The organism is Streptomyces sp. NPDC003032 (genome assembly GCF_053591415.1).
The window spans coordinates 1-22661 of sequence record NZ_JBSFTT010000020.1 but is presented as its reverse complement, the minus strand read 5'-3'; the positions used below and the strand labels follow the sequence as shown (position 1 = coordinate 22661).

At 69.4% G+C, this 22661-nt stretch carries 20 protein-coding genes and 4 pseudogenes; 11 read left to right on the top strand and 13 right to left on the bottom strand.

What is annotated here, in order from left to right; all coding sequences use genetic code 11:
- Window positions 1-116: 116 nt before the first annotated feature.
- Window positions 117-512: an IS30 family transposase gene (locus ACWDZ7_RS26140; protein ID WP_451800245.1), complete on the bottom strand. Its 396-nt coding sequence runs from the start codon at window positions 510-512 to the stop codon at window positions 117-119.
- 399 nt (window positions 513-911) lie between these two features.
- On the opposite strand from ACWDZ7_RS26140, the gene ACWDZ7_RS26135 reads away from it, so the two are divergent.
- Window positions 912-1655, top strand: a complete 744-nt coding sequence (locus ACWDZ7_RS26135; protein WP_451800244.1) for a maleylpyruvate isomerase family mycothiol-dependent enzyme — start codon at window positions 912-914, stop codon at window positions 1653-1655.
- Window positions 1656-1809: 154 nt separating this feature from the next.
- On the opposite strand, the gene ACWDZ7_RS26130 is transcribed toward ACWDZ7_RS26135, so the two are convergent.
- The gene (locus ACWDZ7_RS26130; RefSeq protein WP_451800242.1) at window positions 1810-2766 is read right to left on the bottom strand and encodes a DUF4232 domain-containing protein; all 957 of its coding nucleotides are present in this window, start codon (window positions 2764-2766) and stop codon (window positions 1810-1812) included.
- Window positions 2767-3102: 336 nt separating this feature from the next.
- Between ACWDZ7_RS26130 and ACWDZ7_RS26125 the strand changes: the two genes are divergently transcribed.
- Together ACWDZ7_RS26125 and ACWDZ7_RS26120 are read left to right on the top strand one after the other, a co-directional pair.
- Window positions 3103-3396 (top strand): hypothetical protein, encoded by a 294-nt coding sequence (locus ACWDZ7_RS26125; RefSeq protein WP_451800241.1) that lies wholly within the window; start codon window positions 3103-3105, stop codon window positions 3394-3396.
- A 14-nt stretch (window positions 3397-3410) separates the two neighbouring features.
- Window positions 3411-3769: pseudogene (locus ACWDZ7_RS26120) on the top strand (mycothiol transferase); the annotation flags it as partial.
- Here ACWDZ7_RS26120 and ACWDZ7_RS26115 read toward each other — a convergent pair.
- From ACWDZ7_RS26115 to ACWDZ7_RS26105, 3 genes are read right to left on the bottom strand one after another with little or no spacing between them, the layout of a single operon-like run.
- Window positions 3709-4257, bottom strand: a complete 549-nt coding sequence (locus ACWDZ7_RS26115) for an NUDIX domain-containing protein (RefSeq protein WP_451800239.1) — start codon at window positions 4255-4257, stop codon at window positions 3709-3711. The pseudogene ACWDZ7_RS26120 and the gene ACWDZ7_RS26115 overlap by 61 nt on opposite strands.
- A 7-nt stretch (window positions 4258-4264) precedes the next feature.
- Window positions 4265-4819 carry a hypothetical protein gene (locus ACWDZ7_RS26110; protein ID WP_451800238.1) on the bottom strand — a complete coding sequence of 185 codons (555 nt, stop codon included), beginning with the start codon at window positions 4817-4819 and terminating at the stop codon, window positions 4265-4267.
- Window positions 4816-5013, bottom strand: coding sequence for a hypothetical protein (locus tag ACWDZ7_RS26105; protein ID WP_451800236.1), 198 nt, complete (start codon window positions 5011-5013; stop codon window positions 4816-4818). The genes ACWDZ7_RS26110 and ACWDZ7_RS26105 overlap by 4 nt, the downstream gene beginning before the upstream one ends.
- Before the next feature lie 447 nt (window positions 5014-5460).
- Here ACWDZ7_RS26105 and ACWDZ7_RS26100 point away from each other — a divergent pair, with 447 nt between their 5' ends.
- Window positions 5461-7320, top strand: a complete 1860-nt coding sequence (locus ACWDZ7_RS26100; protein WP_451800234.1) for a transglycosylase domain-containing protein — start codon at window positions 5461-5463, stop codon at window positions 7318-7320.
- Window positions 7321-7433: 113 nt separating this feature from the next.
- Here ACWDZ7_RS26100 and ACWDZ7_RS26095 read toward each other — a convergent pair whose 3' ends face one another.
- The gene (locus ACWDZ7_RS26095; RefSeq protein WP_451800371.1) at window positions 7434-8684 is read right to left on the bottom strand and encodes a hypothetical protein; all 1251 of its coding nucleotides are present in this window, start codon (window positions 8682-8684) and stop codon (window positions 7434-7436) included.
- Window positions 8685-8866: 182 nt separating this feature from the next.
- Entirely contained in the window at window positions 8867-9178 is a 312-nt protein-coding gene (locus ACWDZ7_RS26090) for a hypothetical protein (protein ID WP_451800233.1), read from the bottom strand.
- A gap of 453 nt (window positions 9179-9631) precedes the next feature.
- Between ACWDZ7_RS26090 and ACWDZ7_RS26085 the strand changes: the two genes are divergently transcribed.
- Both ACWDZ7_RS26085 and ACWDZ7_RS26080 read left to right on the top strand, forming a co-directional pair.
- Window positions 9632-10855 carry a hypothetical protein gene (locus ACWDZ7_RS26085; protein ID WP_451800231.1) on the top strand — a complete coding sequence of 408 codons (1224 nt, stop codon included), beginning with the start codon at window positions 9632-9634 and terminating at the stop codon, window positions 10853-10855.
- Window positions 10856-11784: 929 nt separating this feature from the next.
- On the top strand, window positions 11785-12366 hold the full coding sequence (locus tag ACWDZ7_RS26080; RefSeq protein ID WP_451800229.1) for a hypothetical protein: 582 nt from the start codon (window positions 11785-11787) through the stop codon (window positions 12364-12366).
- Between the two features lie 437 nt (window positions 12367-12803).
- Here the strand turns inward: ACWDZ7_RS26080 and ACWDZ7_RS26075 are convergent.
- The 4 genes and pseudogenes from ACWDZ7_RS26075 to ACWDZ7_RS26060 all read right to left on the bottom strand — a co-directional run.
- Window positions 12804-12900 (bottom strand): annotated as a pseudogene (locus ACWDZ7_RS26075) (IS5/IS1182 family transposase); the annotation flags it as partial.
- Window positions 12901-13490: 590 nt separating this feature from the next.
- Entirely contained in the window at window positions 13491-14189 is a 699-nt protein-coding gene (locus tag ACWDZ7_RS26070; protein ID WP_451800227.1) for a L,D-transpeptidase family protein, read from the bottom strand.
- Between the two features lie 371 nt (window positions 14190-14560).
- Window positions 14561-14785, bottom strand: a complete 225-nt coding sequence (locus ACWDZ7_RS26065) for a hypothetical protein (protein WP_451800226.1) — start codon at window positions 14783-14785, stop codon at window positions 14561-14563.
- 128 nt (window positions 14786-14913) lie between these two features.
- A complete protein-coding gene (locus tag ACWDZ7_RS26060) occupies window positions 14914-15264 on the bottom strand; it encodes a helix-turn-helix domain-containing protein (RefSeq protein WP_451800224.1) in 351 nt (116 codons plus the stop codon).
- Window positions 15265-16036: 772 nt separating this feature from the next.
- On the opposite strand from ACWDZ7_RS26060, the gene ACWDZ7_RS26055 reads away from it, so the two are divergent.
- A complete protein-coding gene (locus ACWDZ7_RS26055) occupies window positions 16037-16231 on the top strand; it encodes a hypothetical protein (RefSeq protein ID WP_451800222.1) in 195 nt (64 codons plus the stop codon).
- 264 nt (window positions 16232-16495) lie between these two features.
- On the opposite strand, the gene ACWDZ7_RS26050 is transcribed toward ACWDZ7_RS26055, so the two are convergent.
- Together ACWDZ7_RS26050 and ACWDZ7_RS26045 are read right to left on the bottom strand one after the other, a co-directional pair.
- Window positions 16496-16732, bottom strand: coding sequence for a hypothetical protein (locus ACWDZ7_RS26050; RefSeq protein WP_451800221.1), 237 nt, complete (start codon window positions 16730-16732; stop codon window positions 16496-16498).
- An 18-nt stretch (window positions 16733-16750) separates the two neighbouring features.
- Window positions 16751-17264 (bottom strand): annotated as a pseudogene (locus ACWDZ7_RS26045) (TetR/AcrR family transcriptional regulator C-terminal domain-containing protein); the annotation flags it as partial.
- A gap of 478 nt (window positions 17265-17742) precedes the next feature.
- Here ACWDZ7_RS26045 and ACWDZ7_RS26040 point away from each other — a divergent pair.
- The 4 genes and pseudogenes from ACWDZ7_RS26040 to ACWDZ7_RS26025 all read left to right on the top strand — a co-directional run.
- Entirely contained in the window at window positions 17743-18924 is a 1182-nt protein-coding gene (locus ACWDZ7_RS26040) for an FAD-dependent monooxygenase (protein WP_451800220.1), read from the top strand.
- Window positions 18924-20447, top strand: a complete 1524-nt coding sequence (locus tag ACWDZ7_RS26035; protein ID WP_451800218.1) for a hypothetical protein — start codon at window positions 18924-18926, stop codon at window positions 20445-20447. The genes ACWDZ7_RS26040 and ACWDZ7_RS26035 overlap by 1 nt, the downstream gene beginning before the upstream one ends.
- 852 nt (window positions 20448-21299) lie before the next feature.
- Window positions 21300-22541 (top strand): cytochrome P450 family protein, encoded by a 1242-nt coding sequence (locus tag ACWDZ7_RS26030; RefSeq protein ID WP_451800217.1) that lies wholly within the window; start codon window positions 21300-21302, stop codon window positions 22539-22541.
- A 19-nt stretch (window positions 22542-22560) separates the two neighbouring features.
- A pseudogene (locus ACWDZ7_RS26025) lies at window positions 22561-22661 on the top strand (IS5/IS1182 family transposase); the annotation flags it as partial.

The following is a 22661-nucleotide window of genomic DNA, read 5'->3' as shown; positions in this document are numbered from 1 at the left end:
GGCGATACGGGCGATACGGGCGATACGGAGATACAGGCGATACGGAGATACGGGCCGTCTTCAGGTTCATTCTGCGACGCCCTTCAGGGCCGTGGACTTGTGGGTCAGGTCGTGGGTCAGGTCATGCGCCGACGATGGTTGAACTCGTGGGCGATGGCGTCCAGGCCGGCCTGGCTGAACGTGCGGATGTTCGCGCCCTTGGGGAGGTACTGCCGAGGCGACCGGCTGGTGTTCTCGTTGATGCCGCGCTGCCACGGGCTGCGCGGCTTGCAGAGGCAGATCGGCATCCCGGTCCCGGCGGTGACGGCCTGGCGCTCGGCCATCTTCCCGCCTTGGTCCCAGGGGAGCGCCCGCCGCAGCTGGGGCGGGATACCGGGGAGACCGCGGGTGAGGTGCGGAGTGACCTGCTCGGCCTTGGTGCCGTCCGGCAGGCAACGATGGCTGTAGCGGGACAACCCTGACGCTGTCACCGCTCCCACCGGGTCCTGGACCAGGCGCCACCCGGACCCCATGCCGACTGCCCAACTCCCCTGGGGTACAGTAGATCTCGAAACGGCCGCCGCTTCGCACGGCAGCCGGTGACGCGTCGGTGGTCCAAGGAAAGACGCCCCGCTTCCTGCGGGGAAATGCAGGTGCAAGGCCTGCCCGGCGCTCGACCAGGGCCCGTACACGCACAACGTGTACGGGCCCTCTCGCGTTCACGGCCGCTCGCTGAAAATCTGGCTCGTCATCGCTGCCCACACTCAGCTCCGCCTCGCGCGGCCGCTGGCGGTCGACCAGCGCAAGCCGGAGAAGACCACACGCCGCCCCGGAACGGCGCTCACTCCGACCCGGGGCCGACGGGAGTTCGGGAACATGCGCCCCTGTTTGGGGAACAGGTAAAGCGACGCGTCGTCACCGATCGGAGACCCATGCCGCACACCGGAGAACACGAAGAAGAAGACAGCCCTGCCGCGCACCTGCCTCTGCTGCGCACCTGCGTCGACCGGTTGCTCTCGACGGCGGCCGCGCTGTCGGACGGGGACGTACGGGCGCCTTCCCTGTTGCCCGGCTGGACCCGCGCCCATGTCCTGACGCACCTGGCCCGCAGCGCCGACTCGCGCACCCGGCTGCTCACCTCCGCCCGCACGGGCACCGACCTGCCGCAGTACGCCGACGACGATCAGCGGGAGCGGGAGATCGAGGAGGGCGCCGGACGGTCCGCCGGCGCCCTCCTCTATGACATGGACACCGCGCTACGTCGCTTCCTCTCCGCAGCTGACGACCATCCCCAGAACGCCTGGGATGTGCCGGTGCGCTGGCTCGGGGCCGGTCTGCGGCCGGTGCGCGGGGCGGTCGGCAGCATGCTGCGCGAGGTGGAGGTGCACCACACCGACCTGGCCACCGGTCACCGTCCGGCCCACTGGCCCGCCCTCTTCGTCGCCCGTGAACTGGAGACGACCACCGCGAAGCTGCGTGCCGAGCCCAACACCCCGCCCATGGCGCTACGCGCCGACGAGGACCAGGTCCTACGGGTGATCGGCGACGGTCCGGGGCCGCGTGTGAACGGCCCGGCGGCGGAGCTGCTGGGCTGGCTCACCGGGCGGACCGACGGGCACACGCTGACCGTTGAGCCGCAAGGCCCCCTGCCGGTCCTGCCGGCTTGGCGAAGCTGACCGTAAAGGTCGTTCGACACGTCTCCGCAGGTGTGCTCCCGGCGCCGGGCCGATCTATCGGCCGTCGGCGGCACCCCGGTTACGCCCGCGCCACGCTGCTCTAAGCAATGACATGAAGTCAACTGCTGATAGCAGTGGGCTTCGCAGGGGCCGCTTAGCGCTCCGCCTTCTCCCACGGTTTGACCCCGAGCTTTCCGGTGGTTCCGAGGTCGAGGTTCGGAGTCACCGTCACCGGGTCGGCACCGGCCTTCGCCCGGACCCGCACGTAGGGCACGTTCACCGGTGTGCCGAACTCGGTGGTATTGCGCCAAACCAGGCTGGCGGTCGCCGACTCGCCGGGCCTGAGCGTGACGGGACGGGGCTCCTTGTCGGTCCCGGCGCCGGTGGTGATCTCGCGGCTGCCGTCGAGGATCTCGACGCCGTCGACGGGCTTGAGGCCGTCGTCCAGGAGCTCCAGCAGCGGGTAGCCCTCGACGGTGTAGTCGCGCGTGCCGCAGTTGTCGAGACGCAGGCCCACGACGCGCAGTCCCATGGCCGCGTCGCCCTTGTCGGCGCTGACCCGGATCCCGGGGGCGGGACACGTGCCTGGTTCGGCCGGCGCCTCGCTCGCGGGGACCTTGGCCACTTCGAGCACCTTGGCCTGCGTCACCCGCGGCGCGGCGGGCGGCAGTTCCCCGGCCTGGACCGTGCCTCGTACGGTCTTCCCGGGGCCGACGTCGCGCACGGTCGCGGTTTGGTTGGTCACGGCTCCGCCGTCACCACTCATGAAGGTGAAGATGACCGAGTAGGTCAGGGGCTGGGCGCCCTTGTTGGTGACCTCATAGGCGGCAATGACCCCCGAGTCCGTGGCGAGGCTGTCGGCGGAGACTGAGTGGCCGCGGGTGGGTGAGGGGGAAGCCGACGGGAGGGTCAGCGAGGTGATCCGTACGCCGTCCTTGCCCGGATCGTCGACCTGCGTACGGGATGGCGGTTCGGCGGCGTCGGCGTCGGCACTCCCGGCGCCGGCGCGGTCCGTCCCGCAGGCCGTGAGCAGCAGAGCGGTCGCGGCGAGAGCCAGCAGGAAGGGGGCGGTGCGGGCGAGAACCGGATGGAGGGGGGCGGGTCTGGACATCCGGTCATCTGATCAGGGGGTGAAGCCTGCGCATGTGATGGAGGCCATAGTTCCGGCCACAGGGGTGTCACAAGTTCGGCGGCGGGGTGGTTGGGAGTGTCTGGCTCCCCTGACATCGCGGACACGAGCTAAGCGGATCCTGTGAGGTCCATTGCTGATCCCGTGCCGCTCCTGCTGACCACGAAGCCGCCCGGGATGTCGGGAGAGGCACGCCGCATCGAGGTACGCCGGGACGGGCGAGGAGCGGGGCAGGGCCCGACCTGGCGTCGGCGTGTTCTTTCTCATAGGCGGGGACGACGGTGTGACGAGAGGCAGGTGGGCACCGTCTGGGAAGGCATGAACGACATGACCGATGAAGACATCGTCCGTGCGGTGCGTTGCATCGTCGCCATGGAGGCTTCCCGTGACGTGCTGGCCGCCCGGGTGACAGCGCTACGCACCGCCACGGCCGCCGAAGACCTGGCCGAGCGCGACCGCTGCGGCAACGCCATGGCCGACGCCGACACCCGGATTTTGCTGGAGTCCATCGAGGTACTCGACCGGCTCGGTATGGCGGCCGCGGCCATGGCCTGCTCCCATGTCGCCCAGGAAGAGGGCATCCTGCCGCCTGAGCCAGTCGGTGGGGCATGACAGGGTCGTGCCCCATGATTGATGACTTCGCGAAAGGTCATCTGTACAGCGATCTGAGAGTGACTCGCGCGGCGATGCGCTGGAAGATGAAGCTCGACGGGCTTGGCGAGTACGTTGTCCGTCGCCCGCTCACTGCGACGGGGAGCAACCTTCTCGGCCTGGTCAAGCACTTGTCGATCTGGGAGTCCAGGTGCTTCGGCTAGGTTTTCGGCCGACCGTTCCCGAACCTCTGCCCCGGTGGGACAACGTCGAAGAGCGCGGCGCCGACCCGTGGGAGACCGAGCACGAGACGCGCGCGGAGATCACCGACCGCTACCGTCGCGTATGGGAGCACCCCGACGCGACGGTCACCGCCCTCGCCATCGACCCCTGGACTTCGCCGGAGTCGCTCAGGCCGTCTCCGAGCAGGATGGCGCACTGCTTCATGCGGAGACGATCGTCGGAGAACCATCCTCTCCAGGGCTCATCCAGGCGATGCCAGGCAGCCGGCTGACCGCTCTCAGACTTCAGCTGCGTCCGTTGGTCGACGACTGTCAGATAGGAAATGCCTGCGGTGGCGGACCAGGTGGGGTGATACGAGCGCACTGTGGCGGCCGCCGGGGTCGCAATCAGTTCTGCCCGCACTCCGGTCTCCTCGAACAGTTCTCGGCGAGCCGCCTCGCGTGGCGTTTCGCCGGGATCGACTTTGCCACCCGGCGCCACCCATCCACGCCATCGGTGATTCACCAGCAGAACATGGGTCAAGGCGCGGTCGAAAACCCACACCTCGGCTGCGAGGGGCCCCTCGATGCTCGCTTCAGGTCGGCGCATCCACTCCAACGCTCCGTCATAGACAGCGAGGGCTTGCCGCGCATCGAGCATCGCAGCTTCAAGAGCCTGTACCTCTATTTGATGTCTTCTCACCTGCCGGAGAGTAGGACGCACCACTGACAACCAAGCGCTTCACGCCGGTCACCGTGGTTTCGCGTCCGATCAGGCGGTGAACCATGAGCGTGATCATCGTCCAGGTCGGGTGGGCCTCGCTGTGGGAGATGAGCCGCTCGTAGTCGTCCGAGGCGAGGTGGATTTCGTCGTCCGCGGCATCGGGGTCGGTGAAGGCGAGGACGAGGGCGCGGTGGGCCTGGCTGGTGGCCCGTTCACCGGCGACCCCATGCTGCTCAGCCAGGTCGCGTGCCTGGGCGTAGGCGGTGGCCGCGTGGTGCCGGTGATCGTGGCGCGCTCCACGACGACGCGGGTGTCCGCCTTCGTTCACGCCTCGCCGAGCTTCGCCAGCCGCGACTTGCGGGCGCGCGACGACCGCGGCGCGGCGTCCTCGTTCTGCTTCAGGCGGCCGGACATGCGCGTTGTGGAAGCGCCGGCACCGGAGCTGCCGCGCCCCGCGTGCGCCGGCACCGGAGCCGCCGCGTCCCGCGTGATCCTTCACCAGGGCCTGGGTGCGCCGGGAGAGGACGTCATCGGCGACGCGGGGCGGGGAAAGGCGGCGACCGTGTCGCGGTCGGCCATGCGGCGCCAGCTGTCGGCGGCGTTCGAGTGCGCGGAGGACGCGAGCGGGGAGCCGGAGGCCAGGGCCGTGGTCAGATTTGCGACGATGGCCGGTCTGTATCTCTTGGGTATCACTCTGTTTCCTCTTTTGTCGTCTGATCGCCCGACCGCGGCACGGAATCCACGCACAACTCCGTGCCATCACTGTGCCGTTCGTCCCACGCGGGGCCCGGAGGCCGCCGGACCAGGGCGCCAGGGCTCCGGCGGCCCCGCCCCACCTACCTCTAGGGTGTGCGGCAAAGCGCAGCAGAGGAGGCATACGGGGTGGGTGGGCGCAGGATGGCCGCAGGTGGGAGACCCGGGGGGCGGCGGGCGGCACCGGGGGGCCGCCGCGCGGCGACCGGTCGGCGCAGGAAGTCCGGGGAGCGGCGCAGGGCACGGTCGGACGGCGGCATACCCGGCGCCCTCGCCTGGACGCGCAGGCGACTGCGGCGGCTGCGTCCCGCGTACCCTCGGCCGGGCCGTAGCGGATGGCGGCGGTGGGCACCTTCGTGGCGCCAGTGGGTGGGCACCTTCTTGTACATGTTCATCGGCTTGACCGGCTTCGTCGCGATCGCGTACGCCGCCACGGACATACCGGACGACCTCAACTCGTTCGCCACGCAACAGGACAACGTGTACTACTGGTCCGACGGCACCGTCATGGCCCGCACCGGATGGGTCATCCGGCAGGAGATACCGCTGGAAAAGGTGCCGCAGAAAGTCCGTGGGGCCGTCCTCGCGGCCGAGAACGCGAGCTTCTACTCGGATTCCGGGGTCTCGCCGACCGGCTTCCTGCGGGCCGCGACCGCCGCGGTCACCGGAGGGGAGACCCAGGGCGGGTCGACCATCACCCAGCAGTACGTCAAGAACGTCTACCTCAGCCAGGACCGCACCCTGTCCCGGAAGTTCACCGAAGCCCTGCTCGCCGTGAAGCTGGACAACCACACGAGCAAGGACAAGATCTTCCAGGACTACCTCAACACCAGCTGGTTCGGGCGCGGCACCTACGGCATCCAGCGCGCCTCGCACGCGTACTACGGCAAAGACGTCTCACGGCTCAACGCCAGCGAAGGCGCCTTCCTGGCCTCTCTCCTCAAGGGCGCCGGACTGTACGACCCGGCCCTCGGCAAGGAGAACCGCGAGCGGGCCGTCGAACGGTGGAACTGGATCCTGGACCGCATGGTCGAGACCGGCCATCTCACGCAGGCCGAGCGCGCCACGTACAAGAAGTTCCCGGAGCCCACGAAGCCGGGGTCCGGCGGAACCATCCCCGGCGCGCAGACCGGCTATCTGGTGGAGCTGGCCAAGCGGCACGCGATCAAGGCCGGGCACATCAAAACCGCCGACTACGACCTCGGGGGCTACCAGATCCGCACGACCTTCGACCGGGACCGCACGAAGGCGCTGACCGCCGCGGTCCGGAAGGTCGACAAGGGCTTCGACGCCAAGCGGCGGCCCGACACGGACAAGTACGCCAGGATCGGCGCGGCGAGCGTCGGCCGGGACGGCCGGCTGCTCGCCGTGTACGGCGGCCACGACTTCTTGAAGCAGGGATTCAACCAGTCGAACGCGACGACCATTCCGGCCGGTTCGGCGTTCACCCCCTTCGTCTACGCCGCCGCGCTCGAGGACGGCGTGCAGCGCACCCGAGACGGGGGCCGCACACCTGTCTCGCCGGCCAGCGTCTACGACGGCGACGACCGGATCGCCGTACGGACGCCGGAGGGGCCGTACTGGGACCGCAGCGGCAAGGTGGTGAAGGGCCGCAACGAAGGCGGCCGGGACTGGGGCAAGGTGCCCCTGCGGCAGGCCGTCGCCGACTCCGTCAACACGCCCATGCTCCAACTCGGCCTCGACGTCGGCCTCGACCGGGTGGAGAGGTACGCCCTGCGGGCGGGGCTGCTCGAATCGAGCCTCGGGGAGCGGATCCCCACCTTCGCGCTCGGGGAGAACTCGACGCCCAGCGCCATCCGGATGGCCGGCGCGTACCAGACCTTCGCCGCCGACGGCATGCACACCGACCCCTACTCGGTGCGCTCGGTCACCCGGGCCGGGGACGCGGTGCCGCTCGTCAAGCCGAAGCCCGCCCGGGCGGTGTCGAAGGAGACCGCCCAGGCGGTCACGGACGCCCTGCGGGCCACCATGACCGACGGGTCGGCCGAGGCGGCGGGCGGGGCGCACGCCGGTGCTGTGGGCAAGACCGGGACGACCACCGCGAACACGGCGGCCTGGTTCGTGGGAGGCACCGAGGACGAGACCACGGCCGTGGTCGTCTACCGCATGTCGCTGAAGGACCTGGTGCCACTGCCGTTGAAGGGGCTGGGCGGCGACGCCCCCGGAACACTCGGCAGCGAGCGGGCGGTGGCCCTGTGGGCCGACTACATCAAGGCGGTGAAGTAAAGGCGGTGCGGTAGGCGCCGGGGCAGTGAAGCAGGAGGCAGTGACGCAGGAGGCAGTGACGCAGGAGGGGCCGCCGCGCGCCCGGGCAAGGCGCGGCGGCGGCCCGGCCCGCGCTACTTGACGAGCGACTTCCAGTCCGGCGCCTGCGCGGGGTCGAGCAGGCGCAGCCGGGCCAGGACCTTCGGGTCCTGGACGTCGAGCCAGTCCGCCAACTCCCGGAACGACACGCAGCGGACGCCCTTGCGCGGGCACACGTCCCGCATCACGTCCTCGACGGCGTTCATGTAGATGCCGCCGTTCCAGTCCTCGAAGTGGTTGCCGATGAACATCGGCGCCCGGCTGCCGTTGTAGACGCGGTTGAAGCCGTTCATGTACGACTTCCGGACCTGCGCCTCCCACGCCGCGAACTTCTCCGGGTCGCCCTGGGTGCTGTCCCCGGACTGGTGGTAGAGGAAGTTGAAGTCCATGGAGAGGACTTGCACCTCTTTGCCCTCCATGGGCAGGAGTTGCAGGGGAAAGTTCCATATGTCGTCGACCTTGGACGGCCATATCTGGAAGTCCCCCGAGGAACTCGCGTCGTAGCGCCAGCCGAACGGCTTGATCGCGGCCAAGAGGTTCTTCTGCCCCTCCAGGCAGGGCGCGCGGCCACCGACCACTTCCCGGTCCGGGTCGAAGGGCAGGGGCGCCTCTCGGCCGAAGCCGGTATTGGTCTTCCACTTCTTCATGAACGAATACGTCTGCTCGATCTCGCTCTTCCACTCCGCCGGGCTCCAGTCCCCGCCTCCCTTGGGGCCGCAGAAGTGCCCGTTGAAGTGCGAACCGATCTCGTTGCCGTCCTTCCAGGCGCCGCGCAGCTGCTCCAGCGTGGTCTGTATGTGCGGGACGGTGGGGTACGAGATAGCGGCCGACCCCGGGTTGTGCTGCGGCGGGCGGTAGAGCGACTTCTTGCTCTCCGGCAGGAGGTAGATGCCGGTGAGGAAGAAGGTCATGTGGGCCTTGCTCTCCCGTGCCACTTGGCGGAAGTGGGAGAAGCGGTGGTCGTCGCCCTCCAGCGCGCCGTCCCAGGAGAAGACGACGAACTGCGGCGGCTTCTCACCGGGCTTCAGCTTCTTGGGCTTGAGCTGCCCGCGCTGCGGCCCGGTGTACGAGGTGGAGCCGTCACCCAGCACCCGGACCTTGCCGTCCCACTTCTCCTCGCCCTTCTTCGCGCGCTTCGCGGAACGCGCCTTCTCCGCAGCGTTGCCCGAAAATGTGGACGTGGTGTGCCGGGCGTCGCTCCGGCTCCCGGCGGAGTCCCCGAGGGTGAGAACGCCCGTGGTGGCCACCACCCCGCCCAGGCCGAGCACAGCCGCGACTACGGCCATGCGCTTGCGCTTCCGCGCCTTCTCGCGCGTCTTGCGGGCAGCGCGGGACTCAGCCCGGGCGGGTCCGGTGCCGTCGGATTCGATCACTGCGGTCCTACCCCGTGTTCATCGCAGCAGGGCCGCGCGTGAATTGTTTGTATGAATATAGGACCGACGGGGTCGTCTTCAGTACCCCGTATCGCTCACACTGCCGCTACGGGGCCGTCCATTGCCCCGAGGGGCGCGCCTGTGGCGAAGGCGCCCACCAACAGGAGCACGCCGCTGGGCGGGCCGGCGGTGGCCCGGTCGCGGACGACATCGGCGTATGGCTGGGAGCCGAAGCCGCGGACCACCCGGACCGGGATGCCCGTGTCGGCGAGCCAGCCGGTCAGGAGCCTCCTCTCCTCCCTGTCGGCCCGGGCGACGAACGCGCCCCCGGCGGCTGCTCCTGCACCGAACGCCGTCGGCGGCCCCTCCCTGCCGGACCCGTGCCGCCGCACGTGCGACGGCAGCACCCTCACGCGACCCCGTCGGTCACCACAGCTGGTCGATGGGGCCTTTTCCGTCGAGTGGTCGGCTGAGTGACATCGTTGGATCCCTGCGCTGTGGCGGGGCCATGAGGTATTCCCAGGGCGGTGGTCTCAATCCGCTGAACGCGGCGGATCGATCTACCGGCCTCGTATTCAGGGACATCGTCGAGGTGAACATCGGGGCCTCACCTGGCGGGACTGCCGTGACCTTCTCCCACGCGGAATCAACACCCCGCTGTTCACCACCGATCCGCCTTCAGCCTTCCGATCGGCGCCTGGAGATCACCCTCAGGGCGCCAGTGGCCACTGGGCACCCATGGCCTGGCCGGCCGAGCATGGGGCTCCGCCGACCGTCAGACCGGTGTGTGCCCGTTCCGGAAGTGCGTTGACGTGCACCTGTAGGGTTCCCTATGGGGAGAACGATCACGTAGGGGAGCGATGGACACGTCGGGCGTGCAGGAACAGGTGCACGAGCAAATCCGGGTCCGGCTGGCGGCGGCAGTGGGCGCCGATGCCGCCGACCTCGGTCGCATCGCCGAGGAGGCCGCCCTCCAGTTGCACGACAGCGGACAGGAACCGGACTTCGAGGTCCGGTCTGCGGACTTCGCGACCGATCCGTACTTCGTCTGCGCCGACCGCTACTGGCGGCGGTGCTTCGCCGTCAGTCCGTCCTCGGACACCGCCCTGGCCTGCGCACGCTGGATCGCCGTACACACCACGGCCGGATGCCGCTCCGCCGTTCGCGAACAGTGGACCCTTGGCAACGGCTTCATCAACCGGTCCCACATAGAGACCCGCGAACAGCTTGACGCAGCGGCCCGAGGCATCGCCGGCGTCCCTGGGGCCGCCGATTTGGCCCTGACTCTGCTGCTCTATCACGCGGGAAAACTCCGCGCGAACCTCGCCTTCGACGACCTGAACACCGTCCTCACCACCTCTGCCCTCGCCATTACAGCCAGCCCCCATCGCGACGAGCCCGTGGTCCTGGCCCTGCGCTCATTCGCGGCGTTCGGCAGCCGCGCCCTGACCACCGAACACGCCCGCGACCTCCTCAACCGGGCATGGACGGCCCGGCACCACTCGCGGCATGTGGTGGACGTGTGCCTGAACGGTCTTGCGTTCTCCGTGCCCTTCGACGGCCAAGGCGAACTCCTGCGCCGGCTCGCACGGGAGGCCGTGGACACCCACCCCGACAACCACATGTTCCGCTTCCGCCTCGCCACCGCCCACCACCTGTGCGCCGACCACGACGAGGCCCTGTCACACGTCGACGCCGCCCTGGCCCTGCTCGCCCACCATGGGGCCTTCAGCCGCGAACTGCTTCTGGAGCAATACCTCGTCAAGCGGGACGCCATCCAGGAAGCCCGGCTACGGGCGGCACGCGACGCAGAACACGAGGCCCGTTGGCGGCGCCAGGACGCCGCCAACGCTGACCTCGAGCGCGCCATGCACCGCTCCTCCGTACGGGCCGTCGAACTCGTCGCCGTGTTCACTTCGGCGATCGCCTTCGCGGTCGGCTCCCTCCAGGTCACCCTCAGCGGCACCCTGCAGTTGCGCGAGCGGCTGTGGCTGCTGATCGCCCTGGGCACGGGCCTGACCGTCTTCGCCCTGCTCATTGTCGGTGGCACCTGGCTGATCACCCGCAGCCGCTCCCGTCGCTGACCGCCCCCCACCACACGCTTGGATCTGGCCGGGCTCGGCCGCCCCGGGCCAGGCAGTACTGCACGCAGGTCCCGCCGCTGCCCGATCTGGACCTCCTTGTCGTCCTTGAGCGAGTCACCGTCCGAATCAGGGTTCTTGGGGTCCATCGCACCCATGGGAACCCCGTTGCCCTGGACGAGGTTCCCGGCCCGCGTCTCCTCGTCGGCGTCGCTGATCCCGTCCTTGTCGGTGTCCTTCGACGTGTCCGGTTCCTGGGCCGAACCCTTGCGGGCGGTGCGGTCCCGCACTTCGCCGAATTCCCGGCCGGCCTGAAGCCCGGCCCCGCCCGCCAGCTTGGGGTCGACGTGGAAGGAGATCTCCGCTTCGTCGAAACCGCCGTCGACCGCGAACTCGTACTCGTTGCGTCACGTCGAACGTGGACTCCACGAGCGCGCCCAGCTCGACCCGGTGAAGAAGGCCACGGACCGCGACTGCCTGTCCGACGTCTTCGAACTGGCGGCCGACAGCAACCCGTTGAAGCGGGCCAGCGATGGCGACGGAGTTCGCCGGTCGAGCGGAGAAGCCAGCACCACATCATGGACATGCCGCCCAGTCGTCAGGCGGGACGCCTCATCGGGGACGGCCGGGGAAGCTTCGGACCGGCCGCCGACGGTGAACCGTTCAACCCAGCGCGGGACGCCGGCCAACGCCTGGGACCGCATAGACGCCGACGCCTACGGCGACCAGCCCCCGGAGCGCCGGTCGCCAGATCCCGATAAGGCCGCACCCTCGACGGCGGGATCAGCGGCTTCGTGATCGGGAGCTGAATCGTTCCGGAGGGGTTGTGGGACCATGAACGGCTGTGGCGGTCGCCGAGTGGGTGTCCGCCGCGGTCATCGTGGGTGGGGCCCGGTCCCTGCACGTCAGCGGCCTTGACTATCGTCGATGTCATGGCCTCAAGCGATCAGCTGCTCGACCTAATCCAGCGCACGCCGGACATCCACGGGTTGCTGCGGGCGTCCTTCGAGTTCGACGTCGAGCGGAAGGAGCGCGGGGTCGGCCTGAGGCTTGCCTCGGGCGCGCCATTGGAGCCGATCGCAGGGGATTTCACCGGCGGGGCGTACTTCCCGTGCACCGAGGAAGGCGGCCGCCGACCGGTGGTGTTCGCGACCTCCGAAGGAGAGGGCGGGCTGATCGCCGACGATCTGGCGGACGCGCTGGAGATCATCGTCGGGTTGCAGTGGCGGGACTGCCTGAGCTTCTCCGGCGGCGGCGACCTGAAGGTCATGCTGGCTTCCGCCCAGCATCTTGAGAGGTATCTGGCCAGGGACAATCCAGAGATCGCCGAAGAGCGCGCTCGGGTGGCTGCTGCCCTGTCACTGCGGGTCCTTCCTGTTCCCGACCTTGTCATCCGCCTGGAGGAGGCCACGTCAAGGACCGAACCTCACTACGTGGTGGTCACTGACGACGGGGACGTCTACGACCCGCTGTTCGGCGAGTACTTGGAACCGCGGCACGGTGGCTGGCGCTGAGTCGGACGGATTCCCGATGATGTGGCTCCTGATGGCCTGTGGGAACCCATAGCTGCGCTTCTCCCCACGCGGCCTGCCCGGCGCCATCGGCAGCCCGAGCGGCTGCCGGTATCGGACCGCGTGGCACTGGTCGGCGTCTGGCTCCGCCCGCACGGGATACTGCTCACCGAGCTGAGAGTCAACGGTGCCCCTGGACTGGATGATTGCGCGGTCGACGGCTCTCACGTCACGGCGCTGAACGAAGGATCATGTGAGCCCCCTGCATGTCGATCGCGCACGTCCAGGCTCCAACCTGATGAGGCCGGCTCGGCGCTCGTAGTGGGTGCGGAGTCGTTCGGGCCTGCTGCGAGGCCGTCCACGCAGCCCCCGGATTCGGGGTATCGCGTCCAATAGCGGGGTCAGCTGCGTGACGTCGTGCCGGTCCGCGATCACGTGGTGCTGAAGCCAGGCGAAGGTGCGCTCGACCACCCAGCGTGTCCTACCGAGCCCGGAGCCGTGCGCCGTGCCGCGACGCGCGATCTGCGGCGTGATCCCCGGTACTCCTCGCTGGGCCGATTGGTTCTGCGGCGGGCGATGAAGGCCTGGTGATGGGAGATTACGTCCTCCGGACAGATCGCTCATGGTGGAGTCGGGTATGGGAACTCTCGGAATGCCTTGCCGTCGGACGACGGGACAGCAGCCCAGAACCCGTCCGATAGTGTCGGCGTCCCGCCGCTTGCTGAACCTCCACTTCGGGGGAATGCTGGAACGCAGACGGGCGGCCACGCCGGTCGGCGATCACGGTGGACTTCGCCAGCGGGTGATGAGGATCTTGATCTTGGCGCAGGCCGGACGAGCTGTTCGGCAGCGGCCGGCTCGGGGCAGCGGGCGAGGGCGCCGGCGAACTGCTGCCGATTCTCGTTCCGAAGACGGTCGGGGTGTCGCATCGTCCAGCCGGTGACGCACCGTTCGCCGGGAGGACGGCGTCTATCAAAACACGTTCAACTCCGGTGTGTGAACCGGGATCTGTCAGCGAGAAAGTCAGAAGCCCTCCCGGCGGCGCTCCGTGCAGACCCAGGCGGCCCCGGCACTCCGGTGCTGACGCGAAAGTCGCCGAACCGGGCGCGCGGGGGGCCTGCCGCGGCTCAGGTGCCCGGTTTGCGGCCGTAGACGAAGACGTCATCGCCCTTGCGCAGCATGTTCCAGTACTTCACGGCGTCCTTCTTCGTCATGTTGACGCAGCCGTGGGAGCCCGGCGGGGCCCAGACGCTGATGCCGACCGAGTGGAAGGCCTGGCCGCCGTCGAAGAACTGGCTGTACGGCATCGGTACGTCGTACAGACTCGAGACGTGGTCGATGTCCCGCCAGTACACCTTCTTCAGGCCCGTGCGGGTCTCATGGCCGTTGCGACCGGTGCGTACCGGGACCGGACCGTACTTGAGGTTCTTGCCGTCCTGGATCCAGCTGAGCTGGAGCGTCAGGTCGACACAGGCGATGCGCCCCTTGTCGGTCGGGCACTTGCCCGCCTTGTTGGGGTCGTTGCCCACTGCCTTCTGCTTGTTCATGAGATTCATGACGCCCCAGGTGACGCTGCCCGCGTACCCGGCGTTCGGGGTGATCTTGTGCTTGGTCTGGAAGGCCTTGATGGCCTTGCAGTCGGCCGCCGACTGCTTGCCGTCCACCGGTCGGCCGAGGAACCTCTCGACCTGCTCCTGGTACGGCCCGGTCTGCGTCGAGCACGACGCGGCCTGCGCGCTGCCGGCGCCGAGCGCCACCGTGAACGGGGCCACCAGCATGGTGATCCCCAGGGCCATGGCTCCTCGTCTGCGTATGTTGTCCCCCACTGCTGCCAGCTCCTCGTTCGTCATTCGTCCGCGGGTCGGATTCCACCTGCTAGACAACGCGGACCCCGGGTTCGTTGCAGGACGAATTGACACAGACGTGTAACAGGGGGCGATTTGCCGCTGGACCGGCCGTTCGGGACGGGGCCCGACCATGCGGACGCAAGGTCTTCGAGCGCGTAGTCGCTGACCCCGGTGCCCTCGCTGAGATGCCCATCGTGCGAGCTTCAGCGGCCGACGGAATCGATCTCTCCCTGACGAGGCGTTCACTATCCGTGCCGGCCAGTGCCACACCGGCGGACACAGCGCCTGCGGCAACGGCGAGCAGGCCACCAGCCCCGCGACCGACTGCTGTTCAGGCCCGCGGATCGAGGTCAGTTCGCGTGGACCCCCCACCACTTCTGGAAGTTCATCCCGTTGCAGTCGAATGCCCGCAGTCCGTACGCGAAGCTGTCGTCCATGCAGCGGCGGGTCGCGTTGTTCTGCCCGTCGAAGTAGAAGACCTCCGCACGGGCCTGCGCGGGCGTGGCGACGGACAGCGCAGCGATTGCGGCGGTCGCGGCGACGACGGCCCATCGCCGTACAGCGGGTATCTGCATGACCCCTCCAGATGGATGAGGAAACGACGACCGAGGGATTGTCCCCGGACGACAGGCGCGTGCGGGCCGGTCTTTGGCCGGGGCCGCGTCAGTGTTCCGCACCATAGGCGCGCGGCCTCGAATCGCGGTTACCTCCCAGTGCGCAGATGCTTACCGGTCCGTGCCGCCCGCCGGTATTCACCCGGCGCCACTCCGAACATCACCCGGAACGCCCTGCTGAACCCCTGCGGATGGCCCATGCCCCAGCGCGCGCCGATCGCAGCCACCGCCAGCGCGTCCAGACGCGGGTCGGTCAGGTCCTCCCGGCAGCGCTCCAGCCGCCTGCGCCGGATCACCGCCGCCACCGTCTCTCCGTCCTGCTGCCGGAACAGCGCGTGCAAAGCGCGCAGTGACAGATGATGAAATCCCGCGACCGCGGCCGGCCCGAGCCGTGGATCGGCAAGGTTCACGTCGATGAAGCTGAGGATCCGTGCCCGCATGACGTCCTGCCGGGTCTGTGCCCTCGCCCTGACATCGTCTCCGCCGATCGGCCCCGGATGCTGACTCCGCCCGGCGTGCTCACCCTCGGCTAAGGCGTGGACCGGTCAAGCAGATTTCACTGAAGTGGCTGTTCATCGGCCTGGTCCAGCAACGCCCGTGCGACGTTGGCGTACCGGATCCGGTCTTCTCGTCCAGGCCGAAGATCTCGGCGAGGTGGAGGGCGTCAGGGCCATGGGAGAGGGCTTCTGCGAACGCCGCAGTGATGCGGCAAATGACTCGGCTCATTCGGATACACGGGATCCTGACAGAGTGACCAAGGAGACCAGGCGCACCGGACCGACCATAGCCGGGCGCGCCGCTCTGACCGCACTTGCTGCCGCTCTCATCCTCATCGCCCTCGGCCTGATCGTCACCATCGCCGGACGGCGAGCAGTCAGGGCTGACCCTGTACGGCCTTCGTCCGGCGGCTGAAGACGGCCGGCTGACCGACGCGGAAATCACTCACGCAGCCGGAGGGGAATGGATCGTAAAACGTGACGTGGACGCAGCCCGCATCGTGGTCGGCTATGAGCCGGGCCCCGCGTGCTACCGGTTTGAAGTGTCCCTGCCGCTAGGTCCGAACGCCTCTGTGAAGCGTGATCGCCTCCAGCACTGCCCTGCCTTCGCGCTCGCCGTCGAACTGGAAGAACACATGGAACGCGCTCGCTGATCGCGGGGGAGTGCCGGGCTCTCCGGTCGCGGCTCGGCCGACGGCGTCGTAGACCTGGTGACATGAGTGAGGCGAAGACGTCGTGGCACCCGGGCGAGATCGTGCCGGCCAGTGGGATCTACGAATGTGACTGCGGTGGCGAGCACCACTGGAGCACGGACGTGAAGGGACACCGCTTCCCGCCGTTGCCGTCAGGTTGCTCGGGCGAGTTCTGGACCCTGCAGAATCGGGCCCATCCCGAGGACTACACCGGGTGAGGCGAGGTAGGGGCCCCGTCCAGCCCATGCTCGCCCAGGCACCCGGAAGGAGTGCCGGGACCGGGCCCGCTGTCCGGGGTTCTGTTGCGTTACCGTCTGCGGCGCCAGAGTGAACGTGCACGATGGCCGGAACCCTGATAGGGCGCGTATCAAGTCGTGATCATGTAGTACGCGTGAGCCCTGCGATCCAGATCATCGAGGCACGGAGGTGCGGTCCGGCTTGGTAGCTTTCCGGGGACTTGCCGTATCGGGTGGCGGCGCCGACTAGGCCTCCAGTTTGTCGACCAGGGTGCTCGACGGGGCGGCGCACGAGGGATCTCGGAGATCGTGGCACCACTCGCGGACGTGATGGCCGAACTGCCGCCAACGGGCCCGGAGGAGGGGTGTGTTCGGGGAGCCGGTGGCGGTCGGGGCACAGGCGTCGGCGTTCGCGCGGCTGCTCGCGGCGACGGGGCGCAGGAGGTCCTGGACCGCGCGCTGGCCGCCATCGGCCAGAACCAAGCCGATACCACGGGCACATCAAGCCATTGACCCTGCGCTGGGTACGGTTGCCGTCGAGCGCCTGGCGCCGGCGAGGATCTCTTCGAACGCGGCGCGGCGCTCCACCCCGAGGGGACGGATGTCGCGGGCGAAGTGGGCCAGGGCCGGAAAGCGTTCGGGGTCGGCGCCCAGAACCGTCACGCGGAACAGCTCCATGCCCTGTTCGTACTCCTCGGGGGTGACGGTGCTGACCCCGGCCTCGGAGGCGATCAACGCGGCGATGAGGACCGCGATTCGGTGGTAGCGCGCCGGGATCTGCTCCGTCGGGCAACCCCGCCACGCGCAGGGCCTGCAGCACCTCTTCCATGACCAGCCGGGAACCGGTGCCGCTTGATGGGTACCGCCCCCAGACCGCGGCGAGCTGGGGCTGCCGCCCGAAGGCCTCTCTCACATGCAGAGCCAGGGACATGATGCGCTGCTTCCAGTCGTCCTCGGGGCGGTAGCCGTCCATCGCGGTCAGCAGAATCCGGTCGGCGACCGCGCGCAGCAGTTGCCGCCATGGCCCCAGAAGGTGCCCGGACGGGACCCTCCACCAAGTGCAGGCCGAGGCCGTAGTCGATCGTCTTTCTCTCTTGCGAGATGACCGGGACGGCGGGAGGCGGCCTTGGAGCCGACGATTCAGCCCTTCGCCGCGACGTCGAGTTTCGGGGCGTACGCCTGGGGGTGGATGGCGAGTTCGTGGGTGGAGTACTAGTCGAACCGTTTGATGTGCTCGGTCAGGTATGGCGAGGGGTGCCCACGGTGGACTCATCGCGTCGGTCATGTGCGCACCGCCGACCACGCCGAGCGGATCGAAGCCAACCGTTGCCGGTGAGATGTCACCCCTTGGCCACCATCAGCAGGCATCTGTCACCATGCTGCTCCACGGCGTTACCCAGCGGGGGTCGCGCCGAGCATGTACGTCGCTGGAGTACCGGATCGAACGGCAACCGTTCCGGGGCGGCGCCCCTGGAACGTAAAGCGAGGACTCCATGCCGCAACGCGCAGCGACCGTCGTCGGCGGCGGGATCGGCGGTCTGGCGACGGCCATCGCCCTGCACCGGCGGGGGTGGCACGTCGAAGTCCTGGAAAAAGCGCCGGAATTCACCGAGATCGGCGCCGGCATCTCCCTGTGGCCGAACGCGCTGCACGCACTCGAAGCACTCGGGCTGGCCGACACCGTACGGCTACTCGGTGCCGAAGAGGCCACCGGCGGCGTACGGGACCGCGAGGGCCGCTGGCTTTCCCGTACGGACAACGCGGAGCTGGCCCGACGCTTCGGCTACCCGATGGTGGTCCTGCACCGGGCGGAGCTGCTGCGGGCGCTTCGGGAGGCCCTGCCCGCCGGGAGCCTGAAGCCGGGCAGCGAGGTGTCGGCAGTGCGTGAAGAGCGCGGCCGCCCGGTCGTCGAGTATCGCGACGGCCAGTCGCGGCCGGACCTCGTGGTCGCCGCCGACGGGCTGCGCAGTACGGTCCGCCGGGCCCTGTGGCCCGCGGCCCCGGCTCCGCGTTACGCCGGTTACACCGCCTGGCGCGCGGTCACCGAGCCCCTCGCCGAGCCGCCCTCCGAGGGCGCGGTGACCTGGGGGCGCGGGGAAAGGATCGGTTTCACGGCGCTGCCGGGCGGCCGTATGTACTGCTTCGCCACCGCCACGCTGCCCGAGGCGGCGGCCTTGGACACCTCCCAGTACGCGGAACTGCTGCGCCGGTTCGGGAACTGGCCCGACCCCGTCCCCACCCTGCTGGCCGCCGTCCCCGCGGACGCGGTACTGCGACACGACCTGTACGACCTGCCACCACTGCCCACCTTCGTACGCGGCCGGGTCGCGCTCCTGGGCGACGCGGCACACGCCATGACGCCCAACCTGGGCCAGGGCGCGTGCCAGGCGCTGGAGGACGCCGTCACCCTGGCCCACTGCCTCGACGCCACCCCCGACACCGGCGCGGCACTACGCTCGTACGACCGCCTGCGCCGCCCCCGGACCCAGGCCATCACGCGCCGCTCCGCGCGTCTTGGCACGGTCGGCCAACTGTCCTGGCCGCCCGCCGCGCTGCTGCGCGACGCGGCCGCCCGGCTGGTCCCCGCGCGGGCCACACTGCGTTCCATGACGCCGGTGTTCGGCTGGAGCCCGCCCGGCGGCCACGGTCCTTCCACGGTTTCGGAGAGCCGCTGATGCCCGACTGGACTTACCAGCCGCTGCGCGGTGCCGCCGCTGCCGTACTCGGTCGGCGCCGCTCCCAGCTGACCGCACTGCGACTGCTGGCCTCCATCGGCTCCCGCCCCGGCGGCGCGCGGCTCATCGCGCGAGGCTTCGGCCACCGCCATCCTCCCGAGCAGCTCGCCGGAAAGGTCGCCGGCGCGCCCGTGGCCGTGCGCCTCGGCATATCCGTCCCGCCCTGGCTCGCCCGTGACGTGATACGCGCCATGCCTCCGCTGGGAGCCGGGTTCGTCGAGGTGGCGCCCGTGTCGGCGGCCGACGTCGAGACCGTGCGCGAGGCAGCCGCCGACCGCTCGATCCCCGTGGTGGTACGCGCCTGTGGCACGGAAGTCGAGGCCGCCCTCGGTGCCCACGTCGACGGGTTCACCGGCGACGACGACCCACAGGTCGTACGTGTCCGCGACCCGTCGATCACCGCGGCGGCGACCGTGCTGGCGGAGCCGGGCGCCGCGGTGCTCGCCCGCCCCGAGGTGCTCGTCGCGGCCGGACCGGGCTGGTTCGCACGCGTCACCGAGGCGGCTACATCCACCACGCCCGCCCCACGGTTGAGCGACGTCGGCCGTAACCCCCGGCGCTGGCCCGCTTGGTGGTGGGGGCTGCTCGTCGGACTCGGCATGACCGGCGCGGGGTTCGGCGCCGCCGTCATCACGCTCGGACCCGTGCTGCTCTGGTACGACCGTGACTACCTCGGTATGACGGTGCACGAACTGCATGCCGCCAACCACCATCTCGTGCACTTCCTCCAACACGACCGCATCACCATGGCGGGCACGATGGTGGCCATCGGCTCGCTCTACACAGGTCTCGCCCTGGGCGGGATCAGACGCGGCCGGCCCTGGGCTCGCGAGGCGTATCTGCTCTCCGGGGCGATCGGCTTCCCCACCCTGCTGTACTTTCTGGCCACCGGGTTCGTGGAACCCCTGCACGCGGCCACCGCCGTCGTGCTGTTCCCGATGTACGTGGCCGCGGTCCGCCGTGCCCCGCACACACCGAGGTGGCGTCCGGTGCCCGAGGGGCCGGAGCCGGAGCGTCGAAGGGCGCTGGTCGGGCAGCTGCTGATGATCGTCACGGGGGCGGGCCTGTTCGCCGGCGGAGCGGTGATTTCCGTGATCGGCCTGACCGGTGTCTTCGTACCGACCGACCTGACCTTCATGGGCATCGGCACCGAGTCGCTGGACGGCGTGAACCCCCGTCTCGTCCCCTTCATCGCGCACGACCGCGCCGGCTTCGGCGGTGCCCTGATGTCGGCCGCGGTGGCCATTGTGCTGCTCAGCGCGTGGGGCTGGCGGCGGGGTGAGGCCTGGGTTTTCTGGACCCTGGCCGCGGCGGCCGCCGCGGGCTTCCTGCCCGCCGTAGTGGTGCACGGCGCGATCCACTACACGGACTTCATCCACCTGGCACCGGTCTACTTCGGCATCGCCCTGACGGGAACGGCTCTCCTGCTGGCACGCCCGTATCTCTGCGCCAAGGTGCGGTGACGCCGATGCCGATGCCGATGCCGACGTTGATGCCGATGCCGACGGAGCCATGCTGAACTGTTTCGGCGAAACCATGCTGCCCCGCTCTCGGCGACCCGGCCCCGACCACGAAATTCGCCATCATCCGAGCGGCCTTCGATGCGTGGCCTGCCTGGCCTGCCTGGCCTGCCTGGCCCGCCTGGCCCGCCTGGCCCGCGTGCCCTGCGTGGCCCGCCTGGCTCAACAAGCTCTGCGACGCTGCCGACGGCACGCAGGCGCGGCGCTCCTTCAGGCAGGGCACCTTCATCCGGACGGACAGGGCACCTTCATCGTCCTCGGAGGCAGAGCCACCGAATCGACGATCAGCAACTTCCACGCCATCCGCTCCCTCCGCTCTGGCCGCCTGTGACGGACACGTACAGGCCAGTCCGCCGGGCCGGCGGCGAGACGATGCCGGCTCCTGCGGTCGTCGTGGCGGCGGGCAGCTGAACCCAGCAGTTCAGCGGGCAGCTTCCCCCGGCAGCACCCTCAGCGCGCAGCCATGCCGGACCGGTCCCCAACCGTCCCCGATTCCGGCCCGCGGCCCGCAGCCCGCGGCCACTGGCCGAGAAGGCGAGGGTACTGCCCTGCACGGCACAGTGGTTGACGATCGGCAACAGAGCCCGCAGAGCCCGCAGAGCCCGCAGAGCCCGCAGAGCCCGCAGAGAGCCCGCAGAGCATCAACGGACCCATGCCAGACGGAGGCTGGGCCGGCGTCGTGCCATCCGGGACACATGCCGCGTCCCGACGCCTGGCGCGCCCGCTTCCCTCTTCTCAGCTGCCCGTATCGTTGTCCCCCATCACCGCCGCGTCCGTCTGAAGGGATCCATCACCGTGACGACGATTCCGCCCACCGCTCCGGTCATCCTCGACCCCACCGGCGCCGACCCGCACGGCGAGCACCGGCAACTGCGTGCGCACGGACCCGCCGTCCGCGTCGACATCCTCGGCGTGAGCGCCTGGTCCGTCACCGACCCCGCCCTCCTCAAGAAGTTACTGACCAGCGCGAGTGTCTCCAAGGACGCCCGCACGCACTGGCCCGACTTCGACAAGGTCATCCAGAGCTGGCCGCTCGCCTTGTGGGTCGCGGTCGAGAACATGTTCACCGCCTACGGCGCCGATCACCGCCGTCTGCGCCGCCTGGTCGCACCCGCCTTCAGTGCACGCCGCATCGCCGCGCTGGCGCAGGTCATCGAGACGACCGTCGCCGGCATCCTCGACACCCTCGCGACTCTCCCGGCTGGGAAAGTCATCGACCTGCGCGAACACCTCGCCTACCCCTTGCCGATCTCCGTCATCAGCCACCTCATGGGCGTCCCCGCCGACCAGCGGACCGCTTTTCGTCACATGGTCGACGGCGTCTTCGACACCACGCTGACCGCCGGGCAGTCCAGTGCGAACACCGGTCGGCTGTATGAGGCACTCGACCAGCTCATCACCACCAAACGCGCGGAACCGGGCGATGACATGACGTCCCTGCTCATCACCGCGCGAGACACGGAAGGGGACGGCAGCCGCCTGTCCGCCCCCGAACTACGCGACACCCTGCTCCTCATGATCAGCGCCGGTTACGAGACGACCGTCAACGTCATCGACCAGGCCGTCACCCACTTGCTCAGCCACCCCGAACAGCTCGACCACATCCGCTCCAGCCGCGCCGACTGGAGCGACGCCGTCGAGGAAACCCTGCGCCACGAACCAGCCGTCAAGCACCTGCCCATGCGCTACGCCGTCAGCGACATCGCACTCCCCGACGGGCAGATCATCACCAAGGGCGAAGCGATCCTCGCCTCCTACGCCGCCGCCAACCGGCACCCCCACTGGCACGGAGAGACCGCGGACACCTTCGACCTCACCCGCGCGGCGAAGGACCACCTTGCCTTCGGCCACGGCATCCACTTCTGCCTCGGAGCCCCTCTGGCCCGAATCGAAGTCGCCACCGCCCTGCGCATGCTGTTCGACCGCTTCCCTGACATCGAACTCGCCGTTCCCGCCGAGGAATTGAAACCTCTCCCCTCACTGATCAGCAACGGCCACCAGACCTTGCCTGTTTGCCTGCGGCCCTCCGACGCCTAAAGGGTGCAGACAAAGCTGGTTGACAGTGGTGCGGGAGCGGGGTGGGAACGGGCCCGGTGGTGGCCGTCCCTGGTGTCTGCCGCTGGCCGAGCGGGTGCTGCTGGTGGCGGTGTACTACCG